The organism is Rhodococcus sp. UFZ-B548 (assembly GCF_903819475.1).
Taxonomy (GTDB): Bacteria; Actinomycetota; Actinomycetes; order Mycobacteriales; family Mycobacteriaceae; genus Rhodococcus_F; species Rhodococcus_F erythropolis.
The window spans coordinates 1-21,086 of sequence record NZ_CAIJDS010000076.1 but is presented as its reverse complement, the minus strand read 5'-3'; the positions used below and the strand labels follow the sequence as shown (position 1 = coordinate 21,086).

25 protein-coding genes are annotated in these 21,086 nt (G+C 61.8%); 6 read left to right on the top strand and 19 right to left on the bottom strand.

Going from position 1 to position 21,086, the window contains the following annotated elements; all coding sequences use genetic code 11:
• Window positions 1-361 precede the first annotated feature (361 nt).
• The gene (locus H7C86_RS34425) at window positions 362-781 is read right to left on the bottom strand and encodes a hypothetical protein (RefSeq protein ID WP_256921939.1); all 420 of its coding nucleotides are present in this window, start codon (window positions 779-781) and stop codon (window positions 362-364) included.
• Window positions 782-1,281: 500 nt separating this feature from the next.
• Here H7C86_RS34425 and H7C86_RS34420 point away from each other — a divergent pair, with 500 nt between their 5' ends.
• Window positions 1,282-1,899 (top strand): cutinase family protein, encoded by a 618-nt coding sequence (locus H7C86_RS34420; protein WP_084324754.1) that lies wholly within the window; start codon window positions 1,282-1,284, stop codon window positions 1,897-1,899.
• A 1,430-nt stretch (window positions 1,900-3,329) separates the two neighbouring features.
• Complete coding sequence (locus H7C86_RS34415; protein WP_084324753.1) at window positions 3,330-4,118, top strand: hypothetical protein; 789 nt, start codon at window positions 3,330-3,332, stop codon at window positions 4,116-4,118.
• A 756-nt stretch (window positions 4,119-4,874) separates the two neighbouring features.
• Here H7C86_RS34415 and H7C86_RS34410 read toward each other — a convergent pair.
• Window positions 4,875-5,678, bottom strand: coding sequence for a hypothetical protein (locus tag H7C86_RS34410; RefSeq protein ID WP_182263262.1), 804 nt, complete (start codon window positions 5,676-5,678; stop codon window positions 4,875-4,877).
• A 94-nt stretch (window positions 5,679-5,772) separates the two neighbouring features.
• On the bottom strand, window positions 5,773-6,495 hold the full coding sequence (locus H7C86_RS34405) for an SOS response-associated peptidase (protein WP_003944653.1): 723 nt from the start codon (window positions 6,493-6,495) through the stop codon (window positions 5,773-5,775).
• 65 nt (window positions 6,496-6,560) lie between these two features.
• Between H7C86_RS34405 and H7C86_RS34400 the strand changes: the two genes are divergently transcribed.
• Entirely contained in the window at window positions 6,561-6,788 is a 228-nt protein-coding gene (locus tag H7C86_RS34400; RefSeq protein WP_037131601.1) for a hypothetical protein, read from the top strand.
• A 211-nt stretch (window positions 6,789-6,999) separates the two neighbouring features.
• On the opposite strand, the gene ligD is transcribed toward H7C86_RS34400, so the two are convergent.
• A complete protein-coding gene (gene ligD, locus H7C86_RS34395; RefSeq protein WP_182263261.1) occupies window positions 7,000-7,974 on the bottom strand; it encodes a non-homologous end-joining DNA ligase in 975 nt (324 codons plus the stop codon).
• 65 nt (window positions 7,975-8,039) lie between these two features.
• Here ligD and H7C86_RS34390 point away from each other — a divergent pair, with 65 nt between their 5' ends.
• On the top strand, window positions 8,040-8,204 hold the full coding sequence (locus tag H7C86_RS34390) for a hypothetical protein (RefSeq protein WP_176450590.1): 165 nt from the start codon (window positions 8,040-8,042) through the stop codon (window positions 8,202-8,204).
• A gap of 1,026 nt (window positions 8,205-9,230) precedes the next feature.
• On the opposite strand, the gene H7C86_RS34385 is transcribed toward H7C86_RS34390, so the two are convergent.
• Complete coding sequence (locus tag H7C86_RS34385; RefSeq protein WP_182263260.1) at window positions 9,231-9,491, bottom strand: WhiB family transcriptional regulator; 261 nt, start codon at window positions 9,489-9,491, stop codon at window positions 9,231-9,233.
• 299 nt (window positions 9,492-9,790) lie between these two features.
• Here H7C86_RS34385 and H7C86_RS34380 point away from each other — a divergent pair, with 299 nt between their 5' ends.
• Window positions 9,791-10,987 (top strand): DUF6615 family protein, encoded by a 1,197-nt coding sequence (locus H7C86_RS34380; protein ID WP_182263259.1) that lies wholly within the window; start codon window positions 9,791-9,793, stop codon window positions 10,985-10,987.
• On the opposite strand, the gene H7C86_RS34375 is transcribed toward H7C86_RS34380, so the two are convergent.
• Genes H7C86_RS34375 through H7C86_RS37720 form a run of 4 tightly spaced genes read right to left on the bottom strand, consistent with a single transcriptional unit; the run spans window position 10,972 to window position 13,404 of the window.
• On the bottom strand, window positions 10,972-11,706 hold the full coding sequence (locus tag H7C86_RS34375; protein ID WP_182263258.1) for a hypothetical protein: 735 nt from the start codon (window positions 11,704-11,706) through the stop codon (window positions 10,972-10,974). The genes H7C86_RS34380 and H7C86_RS34375 overlap by 16 nt on opposite strands.
• The gene (locus H7C86_RS34370) at window positions 11,694-12,572 is read right to left on the bottom strand and encodes an RAMP superfamily CRISPR-associated protein (RefSeq protein WP_182263257.1); all 879 of its coding nucleotides are present in this window, start codon (window positions 12,570-12,572) and stop codon (window positions 11,694-11,696) included. Before H7C86_RS34370 ends, H7C86_RS34375 begins: the two co-directional genes overlap by 13 nt.
• Window positions 12,572-12,985: a hypothetical protein gene (locus tag H7C86_RS34365; protein WP_182263256.1), complete on the bottom strand. Its 414-nt coding sequence runs from the start codon at window positions 12,983-12,985 to the stop codon at window positions 12,572-12,574. The genes H7C86_RS34370 and H7C86_RS34365 overlap by 1 nt, the downstream gene beginning before the upstream one ends.
• Entirely contained in the window at window positions 12,982-13,404 is a 423-nt protein-coding gene (locus H7C86_RS37720) for a hypothetical protein (RefSeq protein ID WP_259349398.1), read from the bottom strand. The genes H7C86_RS34365 and H7C86_RS37720 overlap by 4 nt, the downstream gene beginning before the upstream one ends.
• 399 nt (window positions 13,405-13,803) lie before the next feature.
• Here H7C86_RS37720 and H7C86_RS34355 point away from each other — a divergent pair, with 399 nt between their 5' ends.
• A complete protein-coding gene (locus tag H7C86_RS34355; RefSeq protein WP_182263255.1) occupies window positions 13,804-14,658 on the top strand; it encodes a phosphoadenosine phosphosulfate reductase family protein in 855 nt (284 codons plus the stop codon).
• A gap of 643 nt (window positions 14,659-15,301) precedes the next feature.
• Here the strand turns inward: H7C86_RS34355 and H7C86_RS34350 are convergent.
• From H7C86_RS34350 to H7C86_RS34305, 10 genes are all read right to left on the bottom strand, one after another.
• Window positions 15,302-15,673 (bottom strand): hypothetical protein, encoded by a 372-nt coding sequence (locus H7C86_RS34350; RefSeq protein WP_256938739.1) that lies wholly within the window; start codon window positions 15,671-15,673, stop codon window positions 15,302-15,304.
• Window positions 15,674-15,978: 305 nt separating this feature from the next.
• Window positions 15,979-16,926 carry a C40 family peptidase gene (locus H7C86_RS34345; protein ID WP_182263254.1) on the bottom strand — a complete coding sequence of 316 codons (948 nt, stop codon included), beginning with the start codon at window positions 16,924-16,926 and terminating at the stop codon, window positions 15,979-15,981.
• A 190-nt stretch (window positions 16,927-17,116) separates the two neighbouring features.
• The gene (locus H7C86_RS34340; protein WP_064445104.1) at window positions 17,117-17,491 is read right to left on the bottom strand and encodes a hypothetical protein; all 375 of its coding nucleotides are present in this window, start codon (window positions 17,489-17,491) and stop codon (window positions 17,117-17,119) included.
• A gap of 193 nt (window positions 17,492-17,684) precedes the next feature.
• Window positions 17,685-18,080, bottom strand: coding sequence for a hypothetical protein (locus H7C86_RS34335; RefSeq protein ID WP_182263253.1), 396 nt, complete (start codon window positions 18,078-18,080; stop codon window positions 17,685-17,687).
• Window positions 18,081-18,171: 91 nt separating this feature from the next.
• On the bottom strand, window positions 18,172-19,095 hold the full coding sequence (locus H7C86_RS34330; protein WP_182263252.1) for a hypothetical protein: 924 nt from the start codon (window positions 19,093-19,095) through the stop codon (window positions 18,172-18,174).
• Window positions 19,092-19,475, bottom strand: a complete 384-nt coding sequence (locus H7C86_RS34325; protein ID WP_182263251.1) for a hypothetical protein — start codon at window positions 19,473-19,475, stop codon at window positions 19,092-19,094. Before H7C86_RS34325 ends, H7C86_RS34330 begins: the two co-directional genes overlap by 4 nt.
• 53 nt (window positions 19,476-19,528) lie before the next feature.
• A complete protein-coding gene (locus H7C86_RS34320) occupies window positions 19,529-19,813 on the bottom strand; it encodes a hypothetical protein (protein WP_182263250.1) in 285 nt (94 codons plus the stop codon).
• A 116-nt stretch (window positions 19,814-19,929) separates the two neighbouring features.
• Complete coding sequence (locus H7C86_RS34315; protein ID WP_182263249.1) at window positions 19,930-20,259, bottom strand: hypothetical protein; 330 nt, start codon at window positions 20,257-20,259, stop codon at window positions 19,930-19,932.
• Window positions 20,260-20,379: 120 nt separating this feature from the next.
• Window positions 20,380-20,724 (bottom strand): hypothetical protein, encoded by a 345-nt coding sequence (locus tag H7C86_RS34310; RefSeq protein WP_182263248.1) that lies wholly within the window; start codon window positions 20,722-20,724, stop codon window positions 20,380-20,382.
• A gap of 10 nt (window positions 20,725-20,734) precedes the next feature.
• The gene (locus tag H7C86_RS34305; protein WP_256938738.1) at window positions 20,735-21,007 is read right to left on the bottom strand and encodes a DUF1524 domain-containing protein; all 273 of its coding nucleotides are present in this window, start codon (window positions 21,005-21,007) and stop codon (window positions 20,735-20,737) included.
• Between the last annotated feature and the right edge of the window lie 79 nt (window positions 21,008-21,086).

Here is a 21,086-nt window from a genome sequence, read left to right as displayed (position 1 = left end):
CGCTCCCGTGGTTCGTCGGTGTCTGCGCCGACTTCCATTCTGCGCGAACCGGCGGTGCCGGCGTACCGGTTCGACCATCTTCGGGTGCTCGTACAGCAAGATGACCGGACATGTACAGCACGGACGTTCTCACCCGCATACTGACGTGATCGGCAGGTGACGTGCCACCCCGACCGAGCGGGAGCGCACGGCCGATGTCTGGTGCACTACTGGCACTACTGGACAGTCCATGACGCCTTCCAGTCGTAGGGCACCGGACCTCTCGCCTATTTCACCGTTGTTGTGATGAGGTAGCTCGCTACGACGGCTGGAAACGACTTGGTTCGGATCCCACGCATCAGTGGACCAACGGGGCCCTCGCCTACGGAACGTAAACGGTCACGAGGCCCGGTGTGTAGGGGCCGGCATTTGAAGTGGCGGCGATGACGACCTGCCCAGTTCCGGTCGGCAGGGTTGCTTCCGGGTATCCGTCCCTTCCGGCCGACATCCGGGCGGTCCCGGAGGCTCCATTCGACAGGTTCAGCCAGTGCATGTCGCCCGGGAGTAGGCACGCCCTTATGCCGTCCTTCGGGCCGGTGATCGTCACGGTCCCAGGCTGTTCGTCGACGACGGCCCAGCAGCGGATCGAGGGAACGTCGAGGCTGCCGTTCGGGTTTCCGAACGGCGCCGGGTTGATCTGGAACGGAACGGTGACCGCTGCGGAGGCGACGGCTGCTGGCGCCAGAACCGCACCGGCCACGATCGCAGCGCCGGCGACCCATCGGCGAACGAAATCGATCATGGCGACCTCCCAAACAGTCGGGGCCAGGCTTCGTCACTCTACTGCTCACCGCCCGTGTTGCTCGCCCTATTCGTGCAGCTGGAACACACCCACCCGGCCCGGCGGTCCAATATCTAGCTGAACTTACGACTCAGACCAACCTGGCAACTTGGATGTCACCCTCCGCGAAGCGAGCGATCCGATTTCGGATTCTTAAATCGAGTGCACTCTCAATAGATTTTAAAGTGCGCAGGAGAGGATTTGGGAAACGAATCGAAATACCAATCGCGGTCGCCCTCATTGAAACCCGGTTAGTACGGAACGGGAATGAAACGGTCCTGGATCGGAGTCGCACCCATTTCTGTCGGAAGACTCTGCGCCAATCCGAATCTAATTCAAGGAAACGGAGGCATATCCACCTGGCCAGATGGCCAGAAAGGGCGATATCTCAAGAAATGCATCGAGTCGCGACCGGAAATCGAGCGACCGAAGCATGACGAAATCTGAGGGGAACGGGAGTCATGAAACGACTCATCTTCGCATTGGCAGCGATGCTGGGCTTACTGGGCGTGTTCATACCCACAGCATCCGCAGAAACTCCGATCAATCAATGCGTCGGCACCTGGTCCGTCGTCGTCGGCGGACTCAACAACAACAATTCGGACGGCTTCTTCAACCAGAACCAGCGTGTCGGTTACAACAGCTACGACACCCGAGCCGGGGTCAACGAGCTGAACCGGCTCACGCGGGATCATCGCCGGTTCTGCCCCGGCGACCACATCAAGATGGTCGGCCACTCCGGCGGCGCTGCGGTCGTTCATGTGTGGCTGACCGAGAACGGCACCGGGTTCGGAAATATCAACACCGTTTTGCTCGCCGACCCGAAACGCCCTGCGGGACCAGGTGGCCCGGGCTTCGCGCAGACCGACTTCCCGTTCAACCTCTATCCGCCGCTCGCTGGTGCAGACAACTTCTACAGCGGGGTGCCGGTGTGGACGGTGTGCAACAACAGCGATCACATCTGCAATTCGCAGGCGACCTGGGACGGTTACTTCGTCGGCGGTACACACGACGCCTACGACAAGGACGTCAACCACTACTCCGACTGGGGTAACGGACAGGACTACCGCTGGTTCTGAGACCGGGCTACCGGCGCGGGATCTCGCAGAAGGTCGTCTGCCGTAGCTTCCTGCATGGTCGCCTAGCGGCGGCGCTCCATCGAAACTGCGGCCGAGTCAGTCATGTGGATGCACATGGCAACCCCCTCCGCGTGTGTGTCCCGACCACGTCCCCTGACTGAACCGTGGCCTGGGGTTTTGTCTGTTTGGCGGGAAACGAGTGCATCGTCAATACCGTTTGAACATGGGGGCACTACTACAGGGGCGGAGTCGCGCTCGGACTCGACAACGTCATCGCCTACTGCGTCGACTGTGCCGTGGGCTCAGCGGTGTTGCGGCGAAGTTCGCACACCAACTCCGCCGTCTGCGTTGCTCTTTGAGGTTCTCGCGACATTCGGTGCCCGATCGCCTCGGGATGGTCGCGATCCCACGGACATGGTCTCCGGCGTGTGCCCATACGAAGCGGTGGAATCGGCGACAGCGCATCCCCAGCGTTACCGACACCGGCCAGGAATCCGAGTCTCTTCGAGCGGCGAGTTCGCAGTAGCCGAGCTACTACGAACTTGCCGCTTTCCGCGTCTCTAACCACTCATTTTCGCGGATATGGAGCAAGGACATGGCCACAATTTACATCGATGCCACACGGTTCTCCACGGTCGTCGTCTGCACCTGCGGTTGGCGGGGCATCACTGGCAACCGCGTGACCGCCTGGGGCGCCGCCGCAGCCCACTTGAGGATCTGCCACGAAGACCTCCCCTCTGCACGTCGCGCCTTGCAGGCCGCACGCGACGCCCGATACCGACGACAGTCGAAAGCCTCTGGACAGCAAAGAGACTCTGCCGGCAATGGTCCTTCCCCACGCGTAGACCGCACCACCCGCCCACCCCGGCGTCCCGACGCGGCCACCACCGAGACCGAGTCAAACAGGCCCGCACAGGACTCTCCCGGCTCGACCGCAGGAGCGCGAACCTTCTGTTAGCTCGAACATTCGGGAAACGAGTGCACTCTCAATAGATTAGATATTGCGCACTAATGGCCGCCCTCAATAACAGAAAGGTATCCAGAGGCCCCTTTCATCAGCTCTCGTTTCAGCCGATTGAATAGCGCAAATAAAAACCATCCGGGCCGAACAGCTCTGCTTGGCGTGCCCGTGAAATACGGATTCGCGGCCCGGAAACTTCGCCGCGATGAGGCGTCCCTCAGCAATACCTCATCGCCACAAGAAAGAGGAAGAAATGAGAAGAACACTCGAAGTCTCGCAGTCGCCGTCAGCACATTCCTCACGTGATGGTGCGCCCCGGCATGGCCTCACAGGGGCCCGTCGACGGCCGAGGATTCACTCCGGTCGCCAATTGAACACGAATTCTCGGGCCGTTCGCCCTCCTGATGAAGCAAGACCCGTGATCCACGATCTCCCTCAAGTCGTCAGGTTCATCAATAAAAGGAGAATAATGAAGCGAATTCTGATCCTTCTCGCGTCGATCGCAGCCTTCGTCCTACCGATGCTGGCATTTGCTCCGGCAGCCCAGGCTGCGACCGGCGTCGTCACCAACGGTACGGGCTGGACGGGGAGCCTAACGGCCAACGGTCCGGAAAACCGGTGCACACTCGCGGCGGTTGGCTACGACCAGTACGGCAACAAGATCGCGATCTCTGCGGCGCACTGTGTGAGCCAGTCGCCGGGCCCCCTGCCGGGTGGCGGTTGGTCGAACGGGAACTACGTGCCCGATGGTGGACCGGTCTATGAGTGGACGCCCAACAACGGTCCCCGCAAGCACATCGGAAACATCGCCTATCGGAGCTGGAACGGAACCGGATACCCGGTGCCCGTCGACCAGGTCAACCCGAACTCGTTCGGCACCGACTACGTCGTGATCAAGCTGAACGCAGATGCCGACCTCCGGTCGAACGGTCCGGGCGCGCGGATCGACGGCATCGGCGTGGCCAACCCCGGCCTGTTCACCAACATGTGCAAGGACGGGATCGGCTCGGGCATCACTTGCGGGATCGTCGTCGGCGACAGCCCCACGCGGATCTTCACCGCTGGATTATCGACTGGCGGCGATTCGGGTGGTCCTTTGTTCGCCGCGGGTACGACCAAGATCAGCGGCTATGTGCGCGGCATTGCTGCCAGCGGAACGTCGTTCGAGTACGTGAAGTTCTCGGCGGTGCTCAACGAGATCAACTCCCCGGGTAGCCCCCTCCCTGAGGGTAAGGGCTTCAGCCCGGTCAACAACTGAACACATGCGACAGCGGGCCAGCGATCAAGTCGACTGCTGGCCCGCTGTCGCTCTGGAGTCAGTCGACCGGCACGCCGAGTAACGAAAGAATGTAGACGAGCGGCGCGTACGGTCCCCAAAAAGCCCAAGCCGTTGCTCCCATTTGACTCACCTCCAATCAGGGGCAGTGTCCGCCGAGGTCGCACGGGATCACGGCCCAGATCGGGCGCCGACACTCCCACTGCAATAGGAGTCCCCGCATCCAGCCACTTGAATCACTAACGTCCCTGAAGGGGGCTCCCGATCGTCCGACCCTGTCAGGTCAGGCTAGACCCCGGAAGTGGCCGAACGGAAGGTTCGAAGGGACATTCAATCCACCTACCGGTGGAAACAGCTATCAACGCGGCTTCGGATCGAACTTCTGACCCCAAATACTGTCTCGCCATCACCGTCACCCCGACGTCCGCGTACCGACTATCCAAATGCAGCAGACGGCATACAGAAGAACGCCTTCAACGTCGTCCGCTGAAACAACACCCGCACCACTGTCACCTTTTCGAACACGCCCACCTCGACCCCGGTGTGTCGACCCTGAGGCGACGGCGGCGTAGTTACGAGAGTGGTCGACACCAACAGGTCCGCCGAATCACATCGACACTGGACATTGGACACGCTCAAACCCGGTCTACAAGATGTCGACTTTCACTGCCTTCGGCTCGTCGAATGTCCTGATCACGGGGTGATCGGGCCAGCGTTCGGTCCAGTGGTCGGTGTTGATCACTGCGCTGCCCTCAATGGCGGTACCCCGGCGGCGAGGGTGTCGTCGACGGTGGCCCAGCGGAGTTGTCCGCTCTCGTCCCGGATCTCCAGGGTTCCGGTGCGTTGTTGGAATCCTTTGCCGGCGGCCGCGATGTCGAGTCGAACGCCTGTCACACGCCCCCTCCCCGCTGACAATCCCGTGTATCTGGCTACTCGGGACGAGATCCGCAGATCCGGACCGTCCCATTGCCCTTCCGTGACAATCAACAGTGATCCCTTGCTCCTTGCACGCGCGGCCACAGCCCGTCCGCGAGAAGGCGTTACAGCGCCACCAGAGAGCCCCAGGACAACCACGTCGAAGCCCTCCAGCAAAATTGCGGCGCAGTCGATCGCAGCATCCTTTGGCTGCGGCACGAGCGCGACCTTCGCCAAGTCGCCACCTTGCTCGTGGAAGGCGAGGAGTCCGAGACCGGGCATTCCGATCACCGCCACGTGCCCACCGGCAGCAGTGATGGTGGCGAGGAGTCCAATCAGGACCGATGCTGCGCCGTCGACGCTGACGACGGTTCCGCGGGACAACCCCCCACGTGGGAGCAGATCACCGATCGGCGCCGGAACGGGCAGCAACCGGAGGGTCGATTGCGCGGTGGCCACGATCGGAGTCGGCTCGCGCTCGCCTACGGGTTTGAGCATCACCGACGGCGTAGCGGGTTCGGTGCCGTCCGAGCGGGCAGGGATCGAGGCCATCTTGCGACGTAGCTGTTCGAGCTTTTCCGCCTTGGTCAGCACTGTTTCCGCTGATGAGTGGGGCTGGTGGTTCATCGTCGCCCCGCTTTCCTGGATCCGCGCGTACGTCCCAGACTCCAGGGTACTCGAACACAAGTTCGATAAACACAGTGTCGGGAGCGGTTGGGCTTTACGCCGGTCCAGCGATCGGCTCCAGCAAACTCGGATCGTTGTTCCTCGGAGAGTTCACCGCGGTCGAGACTTCGTACGGTTCGAGGTGCGACTCCGGAACGGAGTTGATCATGGCCTGGACTTCACCTTTGTCGGTGAGATTCGGATCGAGCCAGTGTTCCCAGAACGATTCAGGCAGAATCAGCGGGGACCTGTCGTGTATGTGTCCCAAGGAATCTGAGGCTGGCCGAGTCAAGACTGTGCAGGTCCATACCCACTTGTTCGGATCATCTTCGGGCAGTTCAGGATCGGGCCACAACTCGTAGAGCCCGGCCATCGCGAGAATGTCGTCCTCGCCGTGAAGAAAATAGGGAACCTTCGACCCTGCTTCACTTTTCATCCACTCGTAGTATCCCGTGGCCGGGATGATGGCACGTCTTTTGGAAGCACTACTTCTGAATGAGGGCTTCTCCGTGACGCTTTCACTGCGGGCGTTGATCAGCTTGGACGCCATCTTCCGGTCTTTTGACCAAGCAGGGAGCAAGCCCCATTTGACCGTCCTGAGCTGGCGCTGGGGCTCCGCGCCGGGTTCCTCGCGTGGGGTTCGTTCGAGGATCACGCGGACGGGCTGAGTGGGTGCGACGTTGTACGACGGGGGCAGTTCGTCGCCGACAGTCTGCATCGTGTCGAAAAACGACTGCAATTCCTTACCTGAGCTTCGGTTGGCGTAGCGCCCGCACATGGCCTGACCTCCTCGTAGTCGGTTCCTATCCCATTGAACAGCGTGGGTCCTACTTCCACGCTCGCATGGCGTGTGATGATCTCAGCAAATACATCACAAGCAGGGAAAGGGGTTGTGCGATCAACGGTCCCCGGCCGGCACCTGCCGATGTCGCGTTGGCGGTCGCGTCCGCCACAGTCCTCGGTGTCACGGTCGGGGTTCTCCTTGCCGAAGTGGTGGCCGGCGTTGTGGTCGGAGCCGGCACCGCGGTTGTCTTCCGTTTCGTACTGCGCTCGATCATCACCCGAAAATGACCTTCTTTGCTGGTCAGCAGCGCGGAATAAGTTCGCGCATCGTCTCGTTGTAGAGGCTGTCGGTGTTCGGTTCTTTGCCCCGGGTACCACCCCAGAAATGCCGCTTCGAGCGGCCACTTGCCGAGAGGCGCAAGACGGGCACCGACCCTGTGAAGCCGCTGGACCTGGACACCCTTTTCGGGGCCGGCGGCTTCGTCATATCCGGTGGCGATCAGTGGCGGCCGGGGAGGTCGACCTCATCGGCGGTCTTGTCGTTGCGCAGCCCTCGAAAGGATGGGTGCCGAAGGCTGCCACCGGTGTACTCGCGGTATTCCACGTCGCAGACAAGGATCGGCCTCGACCAGGATGCATTGCGGGTGACCGCTTGCGGCGGCTCGATAGTGAACGGGCTGATCGGCTGATGGAGTTCGACGAGCTTGTCTCGTAGTTCGCGCCGCTGTCGATCGGTCAGACCCGTACCAACGTTTCCGATATATCTGAGGACCCTTGAATCGTCGTGAGCGCCGAGGATCAACGATCCGACTCCTCCTGCCGCACCTCCCGAGCCGGGGAGGAAGCCGCACACTACGGCCTCACAATTAGCTCTCAGAGGCGTTTTGATCCAGTCGCGAGATCGCTTGCCGGACTGATAGATCGAGGAAATGTTCTTGGCCACGATACCTTCCAGATGGTGTTTGCGCGCCACCTCGAGCATGGTCGGTCCGTCGACGTTGAGCCAGTGCGGTGGGACTTTGATGCGCGGGTGTTCGAGACTGAGATTGGCGAGCGCCTCGCGGCGCTCGAGATAGGGCAGATCGCTGGTTGATGTGCCGTCGATGTCGAGGACGTCGAACACGTAATACGAGGTCACGGCCTCGTTGCGGAGCTGTGCGGTGGGTCTGAGCACGTGCATCCGGCGTTGCAACAGGGAGAAGGACGGCACACCGTCCGGTCCGAGGGCGACGATTTCCCCGTCGAGGACGGTTTCTCGGTGTTCGAGCACCGAGCGGAGTGCATCGACGATCTCGGGGAATGATGCGCTGATGTTGTTGCCGTTGCGCGACCAGAGCATCGGATGCACGGAACCTGTTGTTGCTATGGCTCTTTGGCCATCCCATTTCGATTCGAAGGCCCAGCGCTCCCCTGTCGGGGGCTGCCCGAGAGTGGCGAGCATCGGCGGCACTGGCTTTCCGGCGGTGGCACTCATACCGTCCACTGTGCGCTGGTTTGTACTGGTTTCGGCCGGTTTTCGGAGGTTGAGACAATAGTGAAATGAGCGAGACTGCAGAACCGGATGAGACTCAGGGGTGGAGCCCGGCCCCGGACGAGGGCCAGGCCGGCACGGTGATGACGAAGGACGGTCAGTGGGCGTACCGCTACAAGGACGGTGCGGAGCTGATCATGATGAAGATGCCGGAGCGTCCAGCCTCCACGTAGGCGTGTGCAGTGGGCCCGCACCGGCCCCCTTGCCTTGCACAGGCTGGGTAGCGGGCCGCCGTTGTCTTGGACCGGCTCTGGTGACCACCTCGGTTTCGGCGAGGCGGCGAGCCTGCGGTAGATCAACACCATTTGTCTCAGCGGGTTGGCCAGTCGCTACCGCTCTCCCATAGGGGGACTTATGTCTCCACTCTGCGTGCGATCGTTCTGATTTCGCGCGGTTTGCGGGAGAGACCGCTCGACATTTACTGAGCCCTCCGATCATCAGCCGTACTTTCACGTAGCTCCATACGCAGGCACCGAGTCAGCCGATCTTCTCGTCCCGGCCGCTCAGGGTCTATCCCGTGATTGTTGTCAAGCAGATACGCGTTGGGCTCGACGACTCGGCAGGCCGGACACTGCCATCCGCTCAGTACTGCGCCCTTCTGTATCCCGCCTGCGCAATCCCACGGTGCAGCCCACATCGCCGGGATCAACGCTCTGACCACTCGCGAACAGCAACAACATCGCCCAGTTCAATGTCGAAAAGCGTGAGCTGCGAGTCGTTCATCGCATTTCCTGGATCAACTCTGCTCCAGGCCCGAGCGCTTCGTCTTCGTCAGTCGCATCCTTAGCCCCTCGAAGAGCAACCATGAGGCCGGCAACGCCCAACAGGCATGTCATCGAGGCTCCTGCCATGAACAGAAGATCACCCACGCGAGGGACCGATTTCGCTTGCTGGCCGGATCCACGAAATCCACGCCTCATGCTCGTCTGCGTGCAGCGGAACAGAACCCGGATCATCTGGGTGAGCGTCCGCCCACGCTGATTGTTCTGACACAAGATCCGCCACCGTCGCCCACGTTTCCGAGGTACAAGGCGGGTTCACAACAGCGGCTTTGGCGAGTGCTCGGCGGGTAGCTCCACTGAGGCGGAGGAGCTCTGTGCCGCAAATCCCTCGATCCCAAACGTAGTGGGCGAGTTTGATGGAATCGGCATATTTCGCGGCCTCCGCGTACGAGGTATGGGTGAAGTCCACGTGGGTGGTCACGGCTGAACCCGCGGGTAGCGACGGCGCCGCTCCGAGGCGGTCAACCCACCCCAGACACCGAAACGCTCGTCGTTCGCCAATGCGAATGCCAAGCAGTCGACACGAACCTCGCATCCTGCGCAGACCCGTTTCGCCGGCCGGACAGCTTCTCCGGGTTCCGGAAAGAATGCTTCGGGATCAGTACGTTGGCACACAGCTCGCTCCTGCCAATCGACATTCCCAGCGATATCGCCTGGGCGAATCTCGGTGATGGTCATCGAAACCACATCTCCTCTACACATCGGCCTCTCGGATTGATGGGCGAACGGTAGCGAGGGACCTGGACTGCGTGAACCGGAGCGCACGGCCGGCCGCCCTTTTCAACTTTCACATCGTGGACGCGAAGCGGCGTCCTGCCAGATCAGTGCACTTCTGCGTACTGCAAAACGACCGGTAGATTTCTAAGCGTTCGCTCCCAGACCTGCGATCCTCTGACGCCGGCAACCCTTGTCCGGCGGCCCAACCGACCGACGGGATACACGTGCCAACTCCAACTTCTTCCACGCCTGGCCCAGTCATGACGCGACTCGCAACAGCGTTGTTCAGGAACGCACAAAGCGCCGGCCGAAACTTCAGGGATGGAGAACGTCACAACATCCGTCAAGGCGAAGAAGGAACCACCGAGCGGATCTTGCTGAACCTCACGAAAACCATTCCCGAACTCCACGTCGGAGCCTTCAATCGTAGAGAGGAATCCCGCTACGGGGCGGACTGGGAATGGTGGATCTCGGACGGGTCGAGTAAATGGTTTCACCTTGTCATCCAGGCCAAGAAGCTTCAAACGCCTCCGGCGCACCCGGCGCACCCGGCCGGAAAATACAAGATCAAGCACACAATTCGATCTTCCGGCATGCAGCAGATAGACCTACTCGACCTCTACGCCCGAAAAAGCGGAGCGCATAGTCTCTATGCGCTCTACAACCCCGCAGCTCGCGGCGTCCGATACAGCGATCACAGATGCTGCCTCGGTCCCTCCGGTGACCGAATCACTGCTGTCAGCGCAGACGTATTTCTCAACCGGTTCCCACGCACTAAGGGTCTAATCGATGATGTCCCCCTAGCCGCGATCCGTGAGTACACGCTCCCCTGGTCGTGCCTGGCAAACGACCGTGTCGCCACACACGCCGTGCCACCGCCACCAGGGCCTTCCCCGCTGAGGCCTTCCCCGCTGACGTTCATGCAATTTGCTCAGTGGACAGTTATGCAAGATGACAACAGCAACTCGCTTGGCACGTTCGATTCGACCAGCGCGGCATATTCATTGCTCGTCAACTCCGCGACAATGAAAGCCCTTGCACAAAGCCAGGACTGGTTCACGCGGAACTACCGCCACTACCTCGACGACTGGAAGCGGATAGAGAGACCGGGGTTGCCCGAAGAATGGAAGGACGCGCAGAAGATTGCCATATCTCGGCGCGAATCTTCCGACGAGCTTTTCGCGCAACAGCGAATCAGGATCTTCGACCGCGCTGAACTCCCCGCCTACGTGTCTGCCATCCTCAGCAACGAACCGATCCCCGAGGACGTCCGGCACCCCTTCTCAGACCGCGGTGCTGCTCCCAAACAGGTCCTCACACTCGTCGCACCACCCCCACCAGACCAGCCGACCGAGCCCTCGCCCGTCGAGTGGCAAAATTCGACGCATACGACCTGGTACCCGCATCGAGTAACAGGCCAACCAATCCCGCAGTCGAACCGTTACTGGGGAAGGTGAAGTTCGCGCATGCGTGTCGGGTGCATGTAGGGCGGACGAACACCTGCCAGCCCGAACCCCGAGGTGACCGGAGTATCGCGCGAGGCCACACATGGGGCCGGTGTCGTGCGTCCCAGCGTTCCGTCGGCGTGCTCGTGGGAAAACGCCCACGGATCCTCGCCAGTGCGGTTCTCGAATTCCCACCGCAGAACGCGGCCTTCCCCGTGTGCGCGTTTCTTCCCGATCACATCGAGACCAGACACTATCGCCGCGACAGCCGTCAGATCACCCACACCGCGCCAGGTGACAGTTCGGGAATTGGTGATCATCAACGGCATGTACCTCGCCCGGTAGCGGCCTTGCCGGTTCGAGATCACTGCCGGCACGCTCGACGCGAGTTCCTCGAGCCCTCGGTGATCAGTTCTGCTCGCCCAGTGCCGCACCACCGGATCTCCGGCCGGGTCTTCGGGGAATGAACAGGTCGCGCACCAATGCCAGTCCGCGCCCGCCAGAGTGCACCGCGCGAGAGGCAATTCGAGATCGGGCGGGGTCGCCTGCGGCGAGAGCGCCGGCACGTATTCGCCGCGGTCGAGGGCGCCTGCTTTGTGGTCAGCCCACAACTCCGCAGCGAGGATGCCGTCCAAGGCGATCCCCCAGGGGCTTGCATGTGCCAACCCGGACGAGAGATGCGCCCTGACCAGGAAGGGAGCGAAGGCGGTGTCTGCGTTCATGTCAGCCATCCCAGTGCCTCGATCACGTCTTCTCGTAGCGGTTCCAGTTCCGCTCGCCAGTCCGCGACCTGCGGGCCGGGGCCGGTCAACACGGTCAGCTCCGACTCGGCGCGGACTCGCCCGTGCCCGATCGCGCTGCGCCCACCCAGGAAGCCGTCTCGCGCGAATCGTTCCCATACGTCGCTGAAGAAGGCGATGTCGCGGTCTGTTGCCCGGTCGAGCCTCAGGAATGTTTCGAAATGTGTTCCTGCGGGCAGGGTCTCGACTTCGAAGCGCATCAACATCGACGTCTGGTGCGCCGACGTTCCCGAACCGGGCACGGTGTCGGCATCGAAGGGCGCGGGGAAGGATTTGGTGCCGGCGTCGTCGAAGCGGCTGTAGCTTTCCAGGGACATGAGCTCGAATTGCGACATCAGCACTCCCGGGTAGGGCCTGCTCATGATCGATTCTGTTTCCTTCACTCGGGGAACGACTTTGCCGACTTTGAGACATCCGTCGATCGGCGGCGCACCGCCTCCGTTTCCCCCGAACAGACTGATCGGCGGGACCAACTCGCGCAGGCGCTGACGCCGGCGGCCGGTCAGTGAGTCGCCGGCGACTTTGCTCAGGTTGCCGCCGTTGCGCAGTGCGTGTGCCGCGGAGAGAGGTATCTGTCTTTCGTAGCCGATCACATCGCGGAACAACTCCTCGGCGGTGCGTCGCAATGCTCCCCGCAGCGAGTTCCCCGACACGACCGGTACCAGCACTTTCCTCCCGTCGGGCTGCAGGATCGGTTCACGGCGAAACAGTGTCGTCGTCGTTTCCGACTCCTCGCCCTTCTGCGAGATCGACGACAGGGCAGTCAGTTCGACATCCCATCTCACGGTCGAGCGCATCAGCTGACCTTCCTCGCGGCTCGGGCAGCGGCCACTGATTCGGCCACGATGCGGGTGCGCAGGACATACGCTGTGGGGCGCTCCCGCAACAGTGTTAGGACCGCCTCCGAGTCAGTCCGCAGAAGAGCTGCCAACTCCAGCCGTTCGTCGGTTGTTCGCGGCTCGGATTCGAGCGAACGTGAGACCACCGACCACCAACGATCGAGGTCGGCTCCTCCGACATAAGTGGCAACGCGGACTCGGTTCGGCAAATGCTGCGTCCAGTACGTCGCCCGGCGCCGGCCCACCCACGAATCCCAGTCCACGCCGTAGTGCAACAGCAACAGCAGCCGCTCGGCCACGCTCTCCACACCGTGTAACTGTGGGAGTCCCGCCGGAGCGGCAGCGAGCCAGCGATCTGTCGGCGTCGTCATGCGTGCGCCTTGCTGCGAAGCGGTTTGGTGGCCAACAGCGCCAATGCCCACCATCGGTCGACGTGGCGGTACGGGGACAGGCGATCCCAGTCCTCGAAGATCGCCGGCCACCGACGCGCCGGCACTGTGCGAAGCACTGCATACGGGGCTGCGCTCTCGCCGAGCATGCGTTCACCGAAGCCGTGAGAGCGCAGTCGGCGCATCGCGGCAGCTGCTGCGACATCCCGATCCGACCACAGCAAGCAGGTGTCTTCGACAGCAACGCCGCCCCACCGGGCGTGCGGCAGGATGTGTTTGCGGGCCGGGCGACGCAACGGCACCACCAGCGCGATCTCCGACGTCAACGGTGCCGACAAGGTCCGGGCCAGGCGCGGCTGCGTCAGTTCGGTCATCGCCGGCGCGGTGGTGATCAGATGCATTCGGGTTCGCAGCTCCGGCGTCTGATACGCCCACCGGCACGGTGCGCAGAGACCTTTCTCGGTCGGAGCCTTCCACAAGTCGAATGCGGTGAAGGTTCGCGAGATCGCCGACCGCGCGGGCTCGATCGGTGTGTCGGCCTTCGCGCAGCGCGCACACCGCCCCCTCTGCAGTGAGTCCTTCTCAGATGAACGATTCGTCGATGCGAACGCCGCCTCTACGACCTCCACGCACGAGGTCACCTCCTGTAGTTTTTCTTTCATCACGCTCGTCCTCCTGTGCAGGTGCCCCGAGTCGGATCGGCTTCGAGGCCGTACATACACAGGAAGATCCGCCCGAAGGGCCGCGTGTGACAACAACGCCAGAAATACTCATCGAGCACCGAGGGAAGCGGCAGAGATATGAGTGGCACCCCTCGCGCGGACGGCCTCGACCTGACCACACTGCGCGCACTGCGGCGCCCACGCCCGAACCTGACCGCGATCAAAGAGCGCATCGAGGAACACCTCGACAACCACGACGGATATCTCGCCTTCTCCGGCGGCAAAGATTCACTCGTCGCCCTGCACCTGACCACAGCGGTCGAGCCGAACATTCCTGTCGTCTTCTTCGATTCGGGGCTCGAATACCCACAGACCTACGACTACATCGCCGACCTCGCCGACGCATGGAACCTCAATCTCGAAGTGCACCGAGCCGACCCACCCCTGCTGACCGTTCTCGCGGACTCCGGCGAATGGGATCACCGCCTGCCCACGCGGGCGACAACGCGTGCACTCCGCGACATTCTCATCGGAGCACCCTCACGCGCGGCCCACCAGGCTCACGGATCGGGCGAGATCTGGGGTGTACGCGCCGACGAATCCGCAAAGGGAACCGGACGCTGGTCGATGTACTACAACGCTCTCCGCGTCCGAATCACCGAAGAATGCACCGACTGCTGCACCACAGCAGCGCAGCAGCGACTCACACATGGCGGTGCTGTCGACAGAACCGATGGCACACACGTTTTCGGGCCGGTCTGGAACTGGAGCAGCGAAGACATCTGGACGCACATCGCCACGCACGACCTTCCCGTCAACCCCGTCTACGACAAGCTCCGCCGACTCGGCACGCCCGAGCAGCACCTACGGGTCTCACACATCCTCGACGGAGCATTCCTCGAACGCGGCCGCATCACCAGACTCAGACGCGGATGGCCGGCACTCTTCGAAGAACTCGCCCGAGTCCTCCCCCGCATCCGCGAATTCGTCTGACCTCGAAACCACATACGCTCGAAAAGAGCTACGCTTTCGGCGTTATTGGACTGCGCGCAAACAGTTTTCACCTTCGCGAGGGAAGCACCACGATTCCCTCACCAATTCAGTCACACACCTGGACCTCGACACTGGAGGTCGCTAGCGTCGCATAAACCAGTGCTTGCATCGCAATAACCTTCGCGCGCTCCATGTCCGTTCCCATCATGTGCTCCGATTGGTCGACGCGCGACAAAGCTCGGTCAGCCCAAAAAGTCGGACCCTGAACTGTAACCATGAGAATTGGCTCCTAAAAGAATTGGCGGGTTCGTGTTGACCCGCTCACAACCTTTCACACATGTGCAGCCGTCCGCGACCCCAGTTTGCAACTAGGCGTTGCCCTCTCACTACGGCGACAAAAACAGCAGCAGGCCGCCACCTCGACCAATCTCGTGGGGAATCTTCCCTCACAAGATCAGGACCGCCGATGGTGCTGCGGTCTGGGTCGGTGTGGCGACCTGCTGCTCGTCGCACATTCGAGATTAGCCGAGGGCTACGACACATCGATCAGAAGGGGTGCGACGGCGGGCTGCTTTTCTCACGCTTTTTGCGGCGCAGCGACGAGTCCCCATGTAGACGGACCGGGGTGGACATGGTCTGTGTTTTAGGCCGAGCTGTCGTGCGCGGGATTCTGTTCGGACGTCTGTGGTGCATTCGCGGCGGCCGTATTCTCTGCCGGCGCCGACGAGGATCGCTTACTCGACGCTGCGGCCTTCTTCTTTTTCGGTGCGTTGTATCCCATAGCGGCGAGTTCCTTGACGGTCCACCCACCCGCGATCGCACGTTCGTGGGCAACGCGGATCGTGTCCTCTGCCTCAACCCGTGCCGCGTCGATGGCAGCAAGCTCAGCTTCCGCCTCCCCGATGGCACCGACGAGAGCGACCCGCGTTGCAATCGCCTCCTGCGCCAACGATTCTGCGGCCTTACGTGCTGTCTCCAGCGCCTTCTTGTGGCTTGACGGCGTTGTCACGGTCATGGCAGTGGTATCTCCTTCACTCGAGGTTGTGCTCGCATCAATCTCAGCGGTGCTCTGTTGAGGTTCTCTGCTGTCGCTACGCAAATCGTAGTGGCCTGCGGCTGTGCTGTCGGGCGCGCCGTCCGTCACTGTCATCCCCTCCCACTGTGAGTGAGCGCAGACGCCGCCGCAGGCCCCCACTGAATCAACAGCGTCGTCAGCGCCGCCGGGATCAGGGCGGCTGCCCCGAACACCACTGAGCGTCGAAACACTACGACCTGGGCGCTCGGCCCGGCAGTTGCTCACAGTGGAAGATATGCCCGTCATCAGAGGAACCTGGCCGGGATCATGTCCGAACGGACTGCGCTGATCTGCACCAATTGACCGGTCTGAGGTGCCTCGATCATCTTGCCCTCGCCGAGATAGATCGCGACATGATTGGCGCCGTCAGCCTGCCAATTCCCGAACAGCAGGTCACCCGGCTGTGCCTGGCTCATCGGAATCTGGTGTCCGGCGCGGAACTGCTCCTGCGACGTCCGAGGCAGCATCTTGGTTCCGCCGCTTCCGATGAAGTACGCGAAGCGGCTCAGTCCGGAGCAGTCGTAACCGGCGATCGGGCCGCCCGTTCCGTCACCCATCGACGGACCGGTCAACAAACCGCCGCCCCACTGGTAGGGAAGCCCGAGTGCACGCATCGCAGCCTCGATGACAGCGCGAGCGAACTCGACATTACGAGGAAGGTTGGGATCGAACTTCAGATCCGGTACCGCCGACGGTGCGAACAGGCCTGTGAGCGACGGGATCCCAGCAGCGCTAGCTGGTTGTGCGCTGAACACGGAAGGCAGAACCGCGGGCCCGCCGGCAGCTCTCGTGTCATTCGCCGATGCATCTTCGACAGCGGATCCGTCCGGCGCCGCCACTGCCGGCGGAACCGAGTTCGGTCCGGGGGCGGGAAGGGCGACGTCGGGGATCAGAGCCTGTGCCTGCGGCGGCAGGATCTCTTGTATCTGCGCCGCAGCGTCTTTCAGTTCCGGAGGGAGCGCACTTTCCGCCTCGGACTGCCACGCAGGAGGAATCTGCTCCTGCAGCTGCGCCAGGGCAGTTGTTGCCTGGTCCAGGTACGGCTGCGGATCTGGAATGAACTGGGAGGCAGCCGGTGCCTGTTCCTCGACTACCGAGGTGATGGTGTCGGTGATGACTGGCTCTACGCCAGCTCCCTGCGCTGCCGATGCGCCGGCTACTGCGACGCCAACGATGAGTGATGCGATGTCCATGATGTCTTCCTTTGCCGGATGTTGGTGCGGCCGAGGGGAACAACTGTCTCGATGACCGCGGGGACTTTTCAACGTGCGACCCGGACAGTAGAGACGGACCTGGACAGCTCAGGTGCCTGCAAGCAATCGACGCACAAAAGACCAGGTCAACGACCCTCCCCTGGCGAGCGCTCCGACGGCTCTTTTTCTTTTACCCGAGTAACTCGTACCCGAGCCGGAGGTCCTCGTCGGAGACAACGATGAGGTCATCGTCGTGTGTGCGCACCAGCCATTGCCCACACGAGAGCGGTATCCAGCGCCCCTCGGAATAGACGGCAGCGAATGCACCGACGTCGACGAATCGCGCGTAAGTGAGAGAGCCGAGTTGCTCCCACACATCAGGGTCATCGGCGAGAGACACCAACCGGTATGCACCAATCGCCTTGTCGGGAGTCGAGAGATCCTTCCACGCGAATTCCGTGAGTTCGTCGAGCGTGGTGTTACCGGGAATCGCATGAATCGAGTGAGACACAGGAGCCTTCACCCCATCAACGGCACCTAGTGGCCGAATTTCAGTGATGCTCATGGAGCCCCTCCCTCGGATTCTCAAGGCCACGTCTGCGCCCTCACTGCAGCGCAATTCGAGCAGTAGCTCTCGTCGACGGAATGTGTCCACCCTGGCTCGATCGCGGATCTCACGACACTGCACGATGACAAGTAGTTCGCCGGAACTTCTCGAGTAGTTCCACACGCATCACAGTTCACGGTGATCGACATCGTCAATTGTCAACTCCCGGATTCACCAGAGCTCCGCCAGTTGCCCCCACTGTCATTGTCTCTGGCTCCGGAGCAATGATGGTGACAGGAACTGCGCCGCGGATCCGCTCCTCAAATCTCAGGCAGAGCCGCGCGTACACCACCAACCCTGTTTCCGAGTTCGTCATAGTGCCACTGATCCACCGTTCGTCGATCCCGTCGATGATCTGTCTCAACGTCGGCCGACGTTCCCATTCTGCTTCGCGGGCGAACCGGTTGATCGCCGCGGCAATACGTTTAGGTTCGACGCCATGTCCGTAGATGCACACCGGAATCGCTGGATGAAAGTCGGGTGGAACGAGGAACCACTCTCTGAAAAGCCCGCGCAGCCTGCCCAGTGGGGTACTGGTGATTCGCACTCCGTAGTAGTGCTCACTGAAATTCTCGGGGCCGACTGGACTGAGGACATGCGTGCCCAGTTTCGCCCGACTCGTAGCGCATCTTCCATGCCTAGCGATTTTCTCGACCACTTTCCCCCACTTCCGTTCTCTCACTTGCGTCGAAGCGGCCGGCGCAGTCTTCGAGATCTGCAATCGTCTGCCACGCGTGCTCCCAATCCCCACCTTCGTGAGGGTCCAGTACTTCCACGGCGTTTCGTAGGGCTAGTGCAGCGACACTGAACGCTGACACTGCGGTACGGGCAACCGGCGAGTTGACGAGATCCCTGTACGGGATGTTCTGCCGCAGACGGCACCGGCGGCACAGGCGTCCGTCGATATCCGAGTCCAGCCCATCGTGGTACCAGTCCGGCGTGACGCACCGGCAGTGCGTCTTCACTTTTTCTGTCACGGCTGGCAGGGAGTTCGGGCAGGGTTTGTTGGTTCCGCCGCCGCCGGCCGAGTAGCGCTCGTGAATCGTGTTGTGAGACCCATTCAGTCCGAAGCAGATCGGGCACCGTGTTACCGCCTTCGCATTCGTCTCCTCTTCCGCAGGTTCGGCAGGGGCGGAACCATCTGAACCGCCGACATTGTCGGCGGTTGCCGTACCGATATCGGAACGCGCCTTGGCGGGTTCGGCTGCCAGGAACCGTGCGAGGAGACGGTGGGCGGCTTCTCGGCTGGCGATGTTGCCGTACTGCAGCGCGCAATTCGACACCTGTCGTATCTCGTCCGCCTCTTCAGCGGTGATACGCCGGTGACCGTTGAGCTGTAGCCAGAAGAAGACAGCTTTCCCTGCTGCCAGGAAGAACTCGTCGGGCTCTGAGCCGTACGGGACACCTTCACTGGCTTCGATCGCGACTCTTCCGATGTCGATCGCGAGTTCGTCTGCGGCTGTGAGGTTATCGGCGTCGAAACCTGTTACCGGTTCCGCTGCGGGGGTGAGAGATCCGGTGCCATGCTGGTGCGCGGTGGCGTCGGATGGGGTGGCAGTCATCTGTGGTGTCCCCTTTCGATGTGGGCCTTGTTCGTTCGCCTCACGTCAGCCGCAGCTGCCACCTTGTGGGGGTGTGGATGTAGCGACGTCGAGAAGTTCGACACGGCCGTGGTTGTAGTGCTGTGAAGGATCGCGAGCACGGCACGGATATCGCGGGCTGCGGCAGCGAGGTGGGTGGTGATGTCCTGATTGTCGGCTTCCGCGGCGAGGAACAGTTCCAGCTCTTCGGGGTACGTTCTCGGGCCGGTGTAGAGCCCTCGAAGTTCTTCGCGTGCATCAGCTATCCCGGCGAGGGCATCGTCGAGGGCCGCGAGCATTGCCCGGAGCCGCCGTTCGGCCGGGTCGGGGAAAACTTCCGCGGGCCGGTATGTCTGAGTCATGAGCAGGAAACTCCTGTCGTGTCATGTCGCGTTTCGAGGACCGTTCGTACGTGTCAGGAGGCGGAATCGATCCCGGGGGTACGCCGATCGGCGGACGGGAGGACCGCAACGATGCGGCTCTGTACCGACCGCCTGCGGCTCACCTCGATGTCTCCGGCGATCAGCTCGCGCATCCGATCTGCGATGTCGCCGTCGTCTTCGTAACCGCTGCAGAAGATTCTGTCGTCCGGGCCGCGCACACCGCGCTCTGTATCGAGGATCGTGTAGTACGGGACCCTGCGGAGGTTGAACGGGCTGGTAAGGATCGCGAACCTGCCATCGCCGGATGTGGCTCGCACCCTCCACCATCGCCGGGACTCCGCGAATTGCACGCGGTGCCCAATTTCGAGCGCGGTTGCAGCGACCGAGAGTGATGAGCAGGGTGCGATTCGGTCGCCAACACCCGATTCATTGCTCACGACTGCGCCTCAGAAGACGTAGTTAGTAGGACATCAGGTGGAAGGGCGGCGAGGGCGGCGTGGATCTGTGCGGCGCGTTGGAGGGTGCCGCGTACGCCAGCGGGGTACGCAAATCCACGGACGTCAACCGGGTCAGGTTGCAACGCAAGGATAGACACGCGCTCGGCGAGAGACACGCGCTCAGCGAGCGCGGCGTGCTCACTGCAGGTAAGGGATTTGAAGCAGCCCGGCGCCGGAATATCCCGTAGGGCGGATTCGAGGTGCAGCCAGGGTTCTTGGTTCGAAACCACGGCGCCCTGCATGTCTGCGCTGTCGATGCTCGTCATGGCTGAATTCCTTTTTTCCGAGAGGTTGGGATCGTTTCCGTGCGGAGATTTCGAGATTGAAGCCGAACAACATCGAGAGTCCGTAAAAGTCGAACGCAGGACACCCGTTGCGCCTTGGTTTCAGGCGATAGGACCGGTGGTAAAGGTCAGGATCTCGGACAAACGGCCGGAGAACACGAGGTAGATGATGATTCCCAGTGCTACAGCACTGACCAGAACCGGGATGAAGGAGACGAGTCGGATCGGCTCTCCCCGGTCGACGGCCCCACTGATGCCGTTGCCGACGGCCACGCCGACTGGGATCAACGCGAAGAACCCGAGAAAGTAGAGCCAGGCTCCGGTCGCCACACCTCCCATGAGTGCGGCGCCTGCGGCGAAACCTATCGTCGCGATTGCCCGACTGAGGCGGGTTCGTCGTCTACCGTTCGACAAGCGGATGTGATCATCATCATCGGTAGAACTCATCTACTTCTCCTCATTTCTGAGCGCAGGCAGTGCGCGCCGCGTCTGCATCGCCGGCAGTGACCATCAGGTGATATTTCGCGGCCACGGTGAGATATCTGATGGCGTAGTCACATTGGAATGCAGCGTTGGGTGGAAGCCAGGTGTCGAGGCCTTGATCGGACTTCGATTGGTTTGCTTTGCCTTGGGAGGCAAGCAAGTTGACGTCCGTGTCGTTGGCGAAGTTCACCCTTTGCTGCGGAGTCCAATTCGCTGCCCCCGCATCCCAAGCTCTCGAAAGTGCCACGACATGTAATCCGTAGCTAGTAGTTAGTGCCGTTGACATCATCCTGAGCTTCCTTCCACAGATTCGGGACATGTGGGCG

Excerpts from the sequence above, each read along its gene's own strand:
- H7C86_RS34425 (WP_256921939.1), bottom strand. The coding sequence starts at position 781 with ATGATCGATTTCGTTCGCCGATGGGTCGCCGGCGCTGCGATCGTGGCC.
- H7C86_RS34420 (WP_084324754.1), top strand. The coding sequence starts at position 1,282 with ATGAAACGACTCATCTTCGCATTGGCAGCGATGCTGGGCTTACTGGGC.
- H7C86_RS34415 (WP_084324753.1), top strand. The coding sequence starts at position 3,330 with ATGAAGCGAATTCTGATCCTTCTCGCGTCGATCGCAGCCTTCGTCCTA.
- H7C86_RS34410 (WP_182263262.1), bottom strand. The coding sequence starts at position 5,678 with ATGAACCACCAGCCCCACTCATCAGCGGAAACAGTGCTGACCAAGGCG.
- H7C86_RS34405 (WP_003944653.1), bottom strand. The coding sequence starts at position 6,495 with ATGTGCGGGCGCTACGCCAACCGAAGCTCAGGTAAGGAATTGCAGTCG.
- H7C86_RS34400 (WP_037131601.1), top strand. The coding sequence starts at position 6,561 with ATGGCGTGTGATGATCTCAGCAAATACATCACAAGCAGGGAAAGGGGT.
- ligD (WP_182263261.1), bottom strand. The coding sequence starts at position 7,974 with ATGAGTGCCACCGCCGGAAAGCCAGTGCCGCCGATGCTCGCCACTCTC.
- H7C86_RS34390 (WP_176450590.1), top strand. The coding sequence starts at position 8,040 with ATGAGCGAGACTGCAGAACCGGATGAGACTCAGGGGTGGAGCCCGGCC.
- H7C86_RS34385 (WP_182263260.1), bottom strand. The coding sequence starts at position 9,491 with ATGACCATCACCGAGATTCGCCCAGGCGATATCGCTGGGAATGTCGAT.
- H7C86_RS34380 (WP_182263259.1), top strand. The coding sequence starts at position 9,791 with ATGACGCGACTCGCAACAGCGTTGTTCAGGAACGCACAAAGCGCCGGC.
- H7C86_RS34375 (WP_182263258.1), bottom strand. The coding sequence starts at position 11,706 with ATGGCTGACATGAACGCAGACACCGCCTTCGCTCCCTTCCTGGTCAGG.
- H7C86_RS34370 (WP_182263257.1), bottom strand. The coding sequence starts at position 12,572 with ATGCGCTCGACCGTGAGATGGGATGTCGAACTGACTGCCCTGTCGTCG.
- H7C86_RS34365 (WP_182263256.1), bottom strand. The coding sequence starts at position 12,985 with ATGACGACGCCGACAGATCGCTGGCTCGCTGCCGCTCCGGCGGGACTC.
- H7C86_RS37720 (WP_259349398.1), bottom strand. The coding sequence starts at position 13,404 with ATGCATCTGATCACCACCGCGCCGGCGATGACCGAACTGACGCAGCCG.
- H7C86_RS34355 (WP_182263255.1), top strand. The coding sequence starts at position 13,804 with ATGAGTGGCACCCCTCGCGCGGACGGCCTCGACCTGACCACACTGCGC.
- H7C86_RS34350 (WP_256938739.1), bottom strand. The coding sequence starts at position 15,673 with ATGACCGTGACAACGCCGTCAAGCCACAAGAAGGCGCTGGAGACAGCA.
- H7C86_RS34345 (WP_182263254.1), bottom strand. The coding sequence starts at position 16,926 with ATGGACATCGCATCACTCATCGTTGGCGTCGCAGTAGCCGGCGCATCG.
- H7C86_RS34340 (WP_064445104.1), bottom strand. The coding sequence starts at position 17,491 with ATGAGCATCACTGAAATTCGGCCACTAGGTGCCGTTGATGGGGTGAAG.
- H7C86_RS34330 (WP_182263252.1), bottom strand. The coding sequence starts at position 19,095 with ATGACTGCCACCCCATCCGACGCCACCGCGCACCAGCATGGCACCGGA.
- H7C86_RS34325 (WP_182263251.1), bottom strand. The coding sequence starts at position 19,475 with ATGACTCAGACATACCGGCCCGCGGAAGTTTTCCCCGACCCGGCCGAA.
- H7C86_RS34315 (WP_182263249.1), bottom strand. The coding sequence starts at position 20,259 with ATGACGAGCATCGACAGCGCAGACATGCAGGGCGCCGTGGTTTCGAAC.
- H7C86_RS34310 (WP_182263248.1), bottom strand. The coding sequence starts at position 20,724 with ATGAGTTCTACCGATGATGATGATCACATCCGCTTGTCGAACGGTAGA.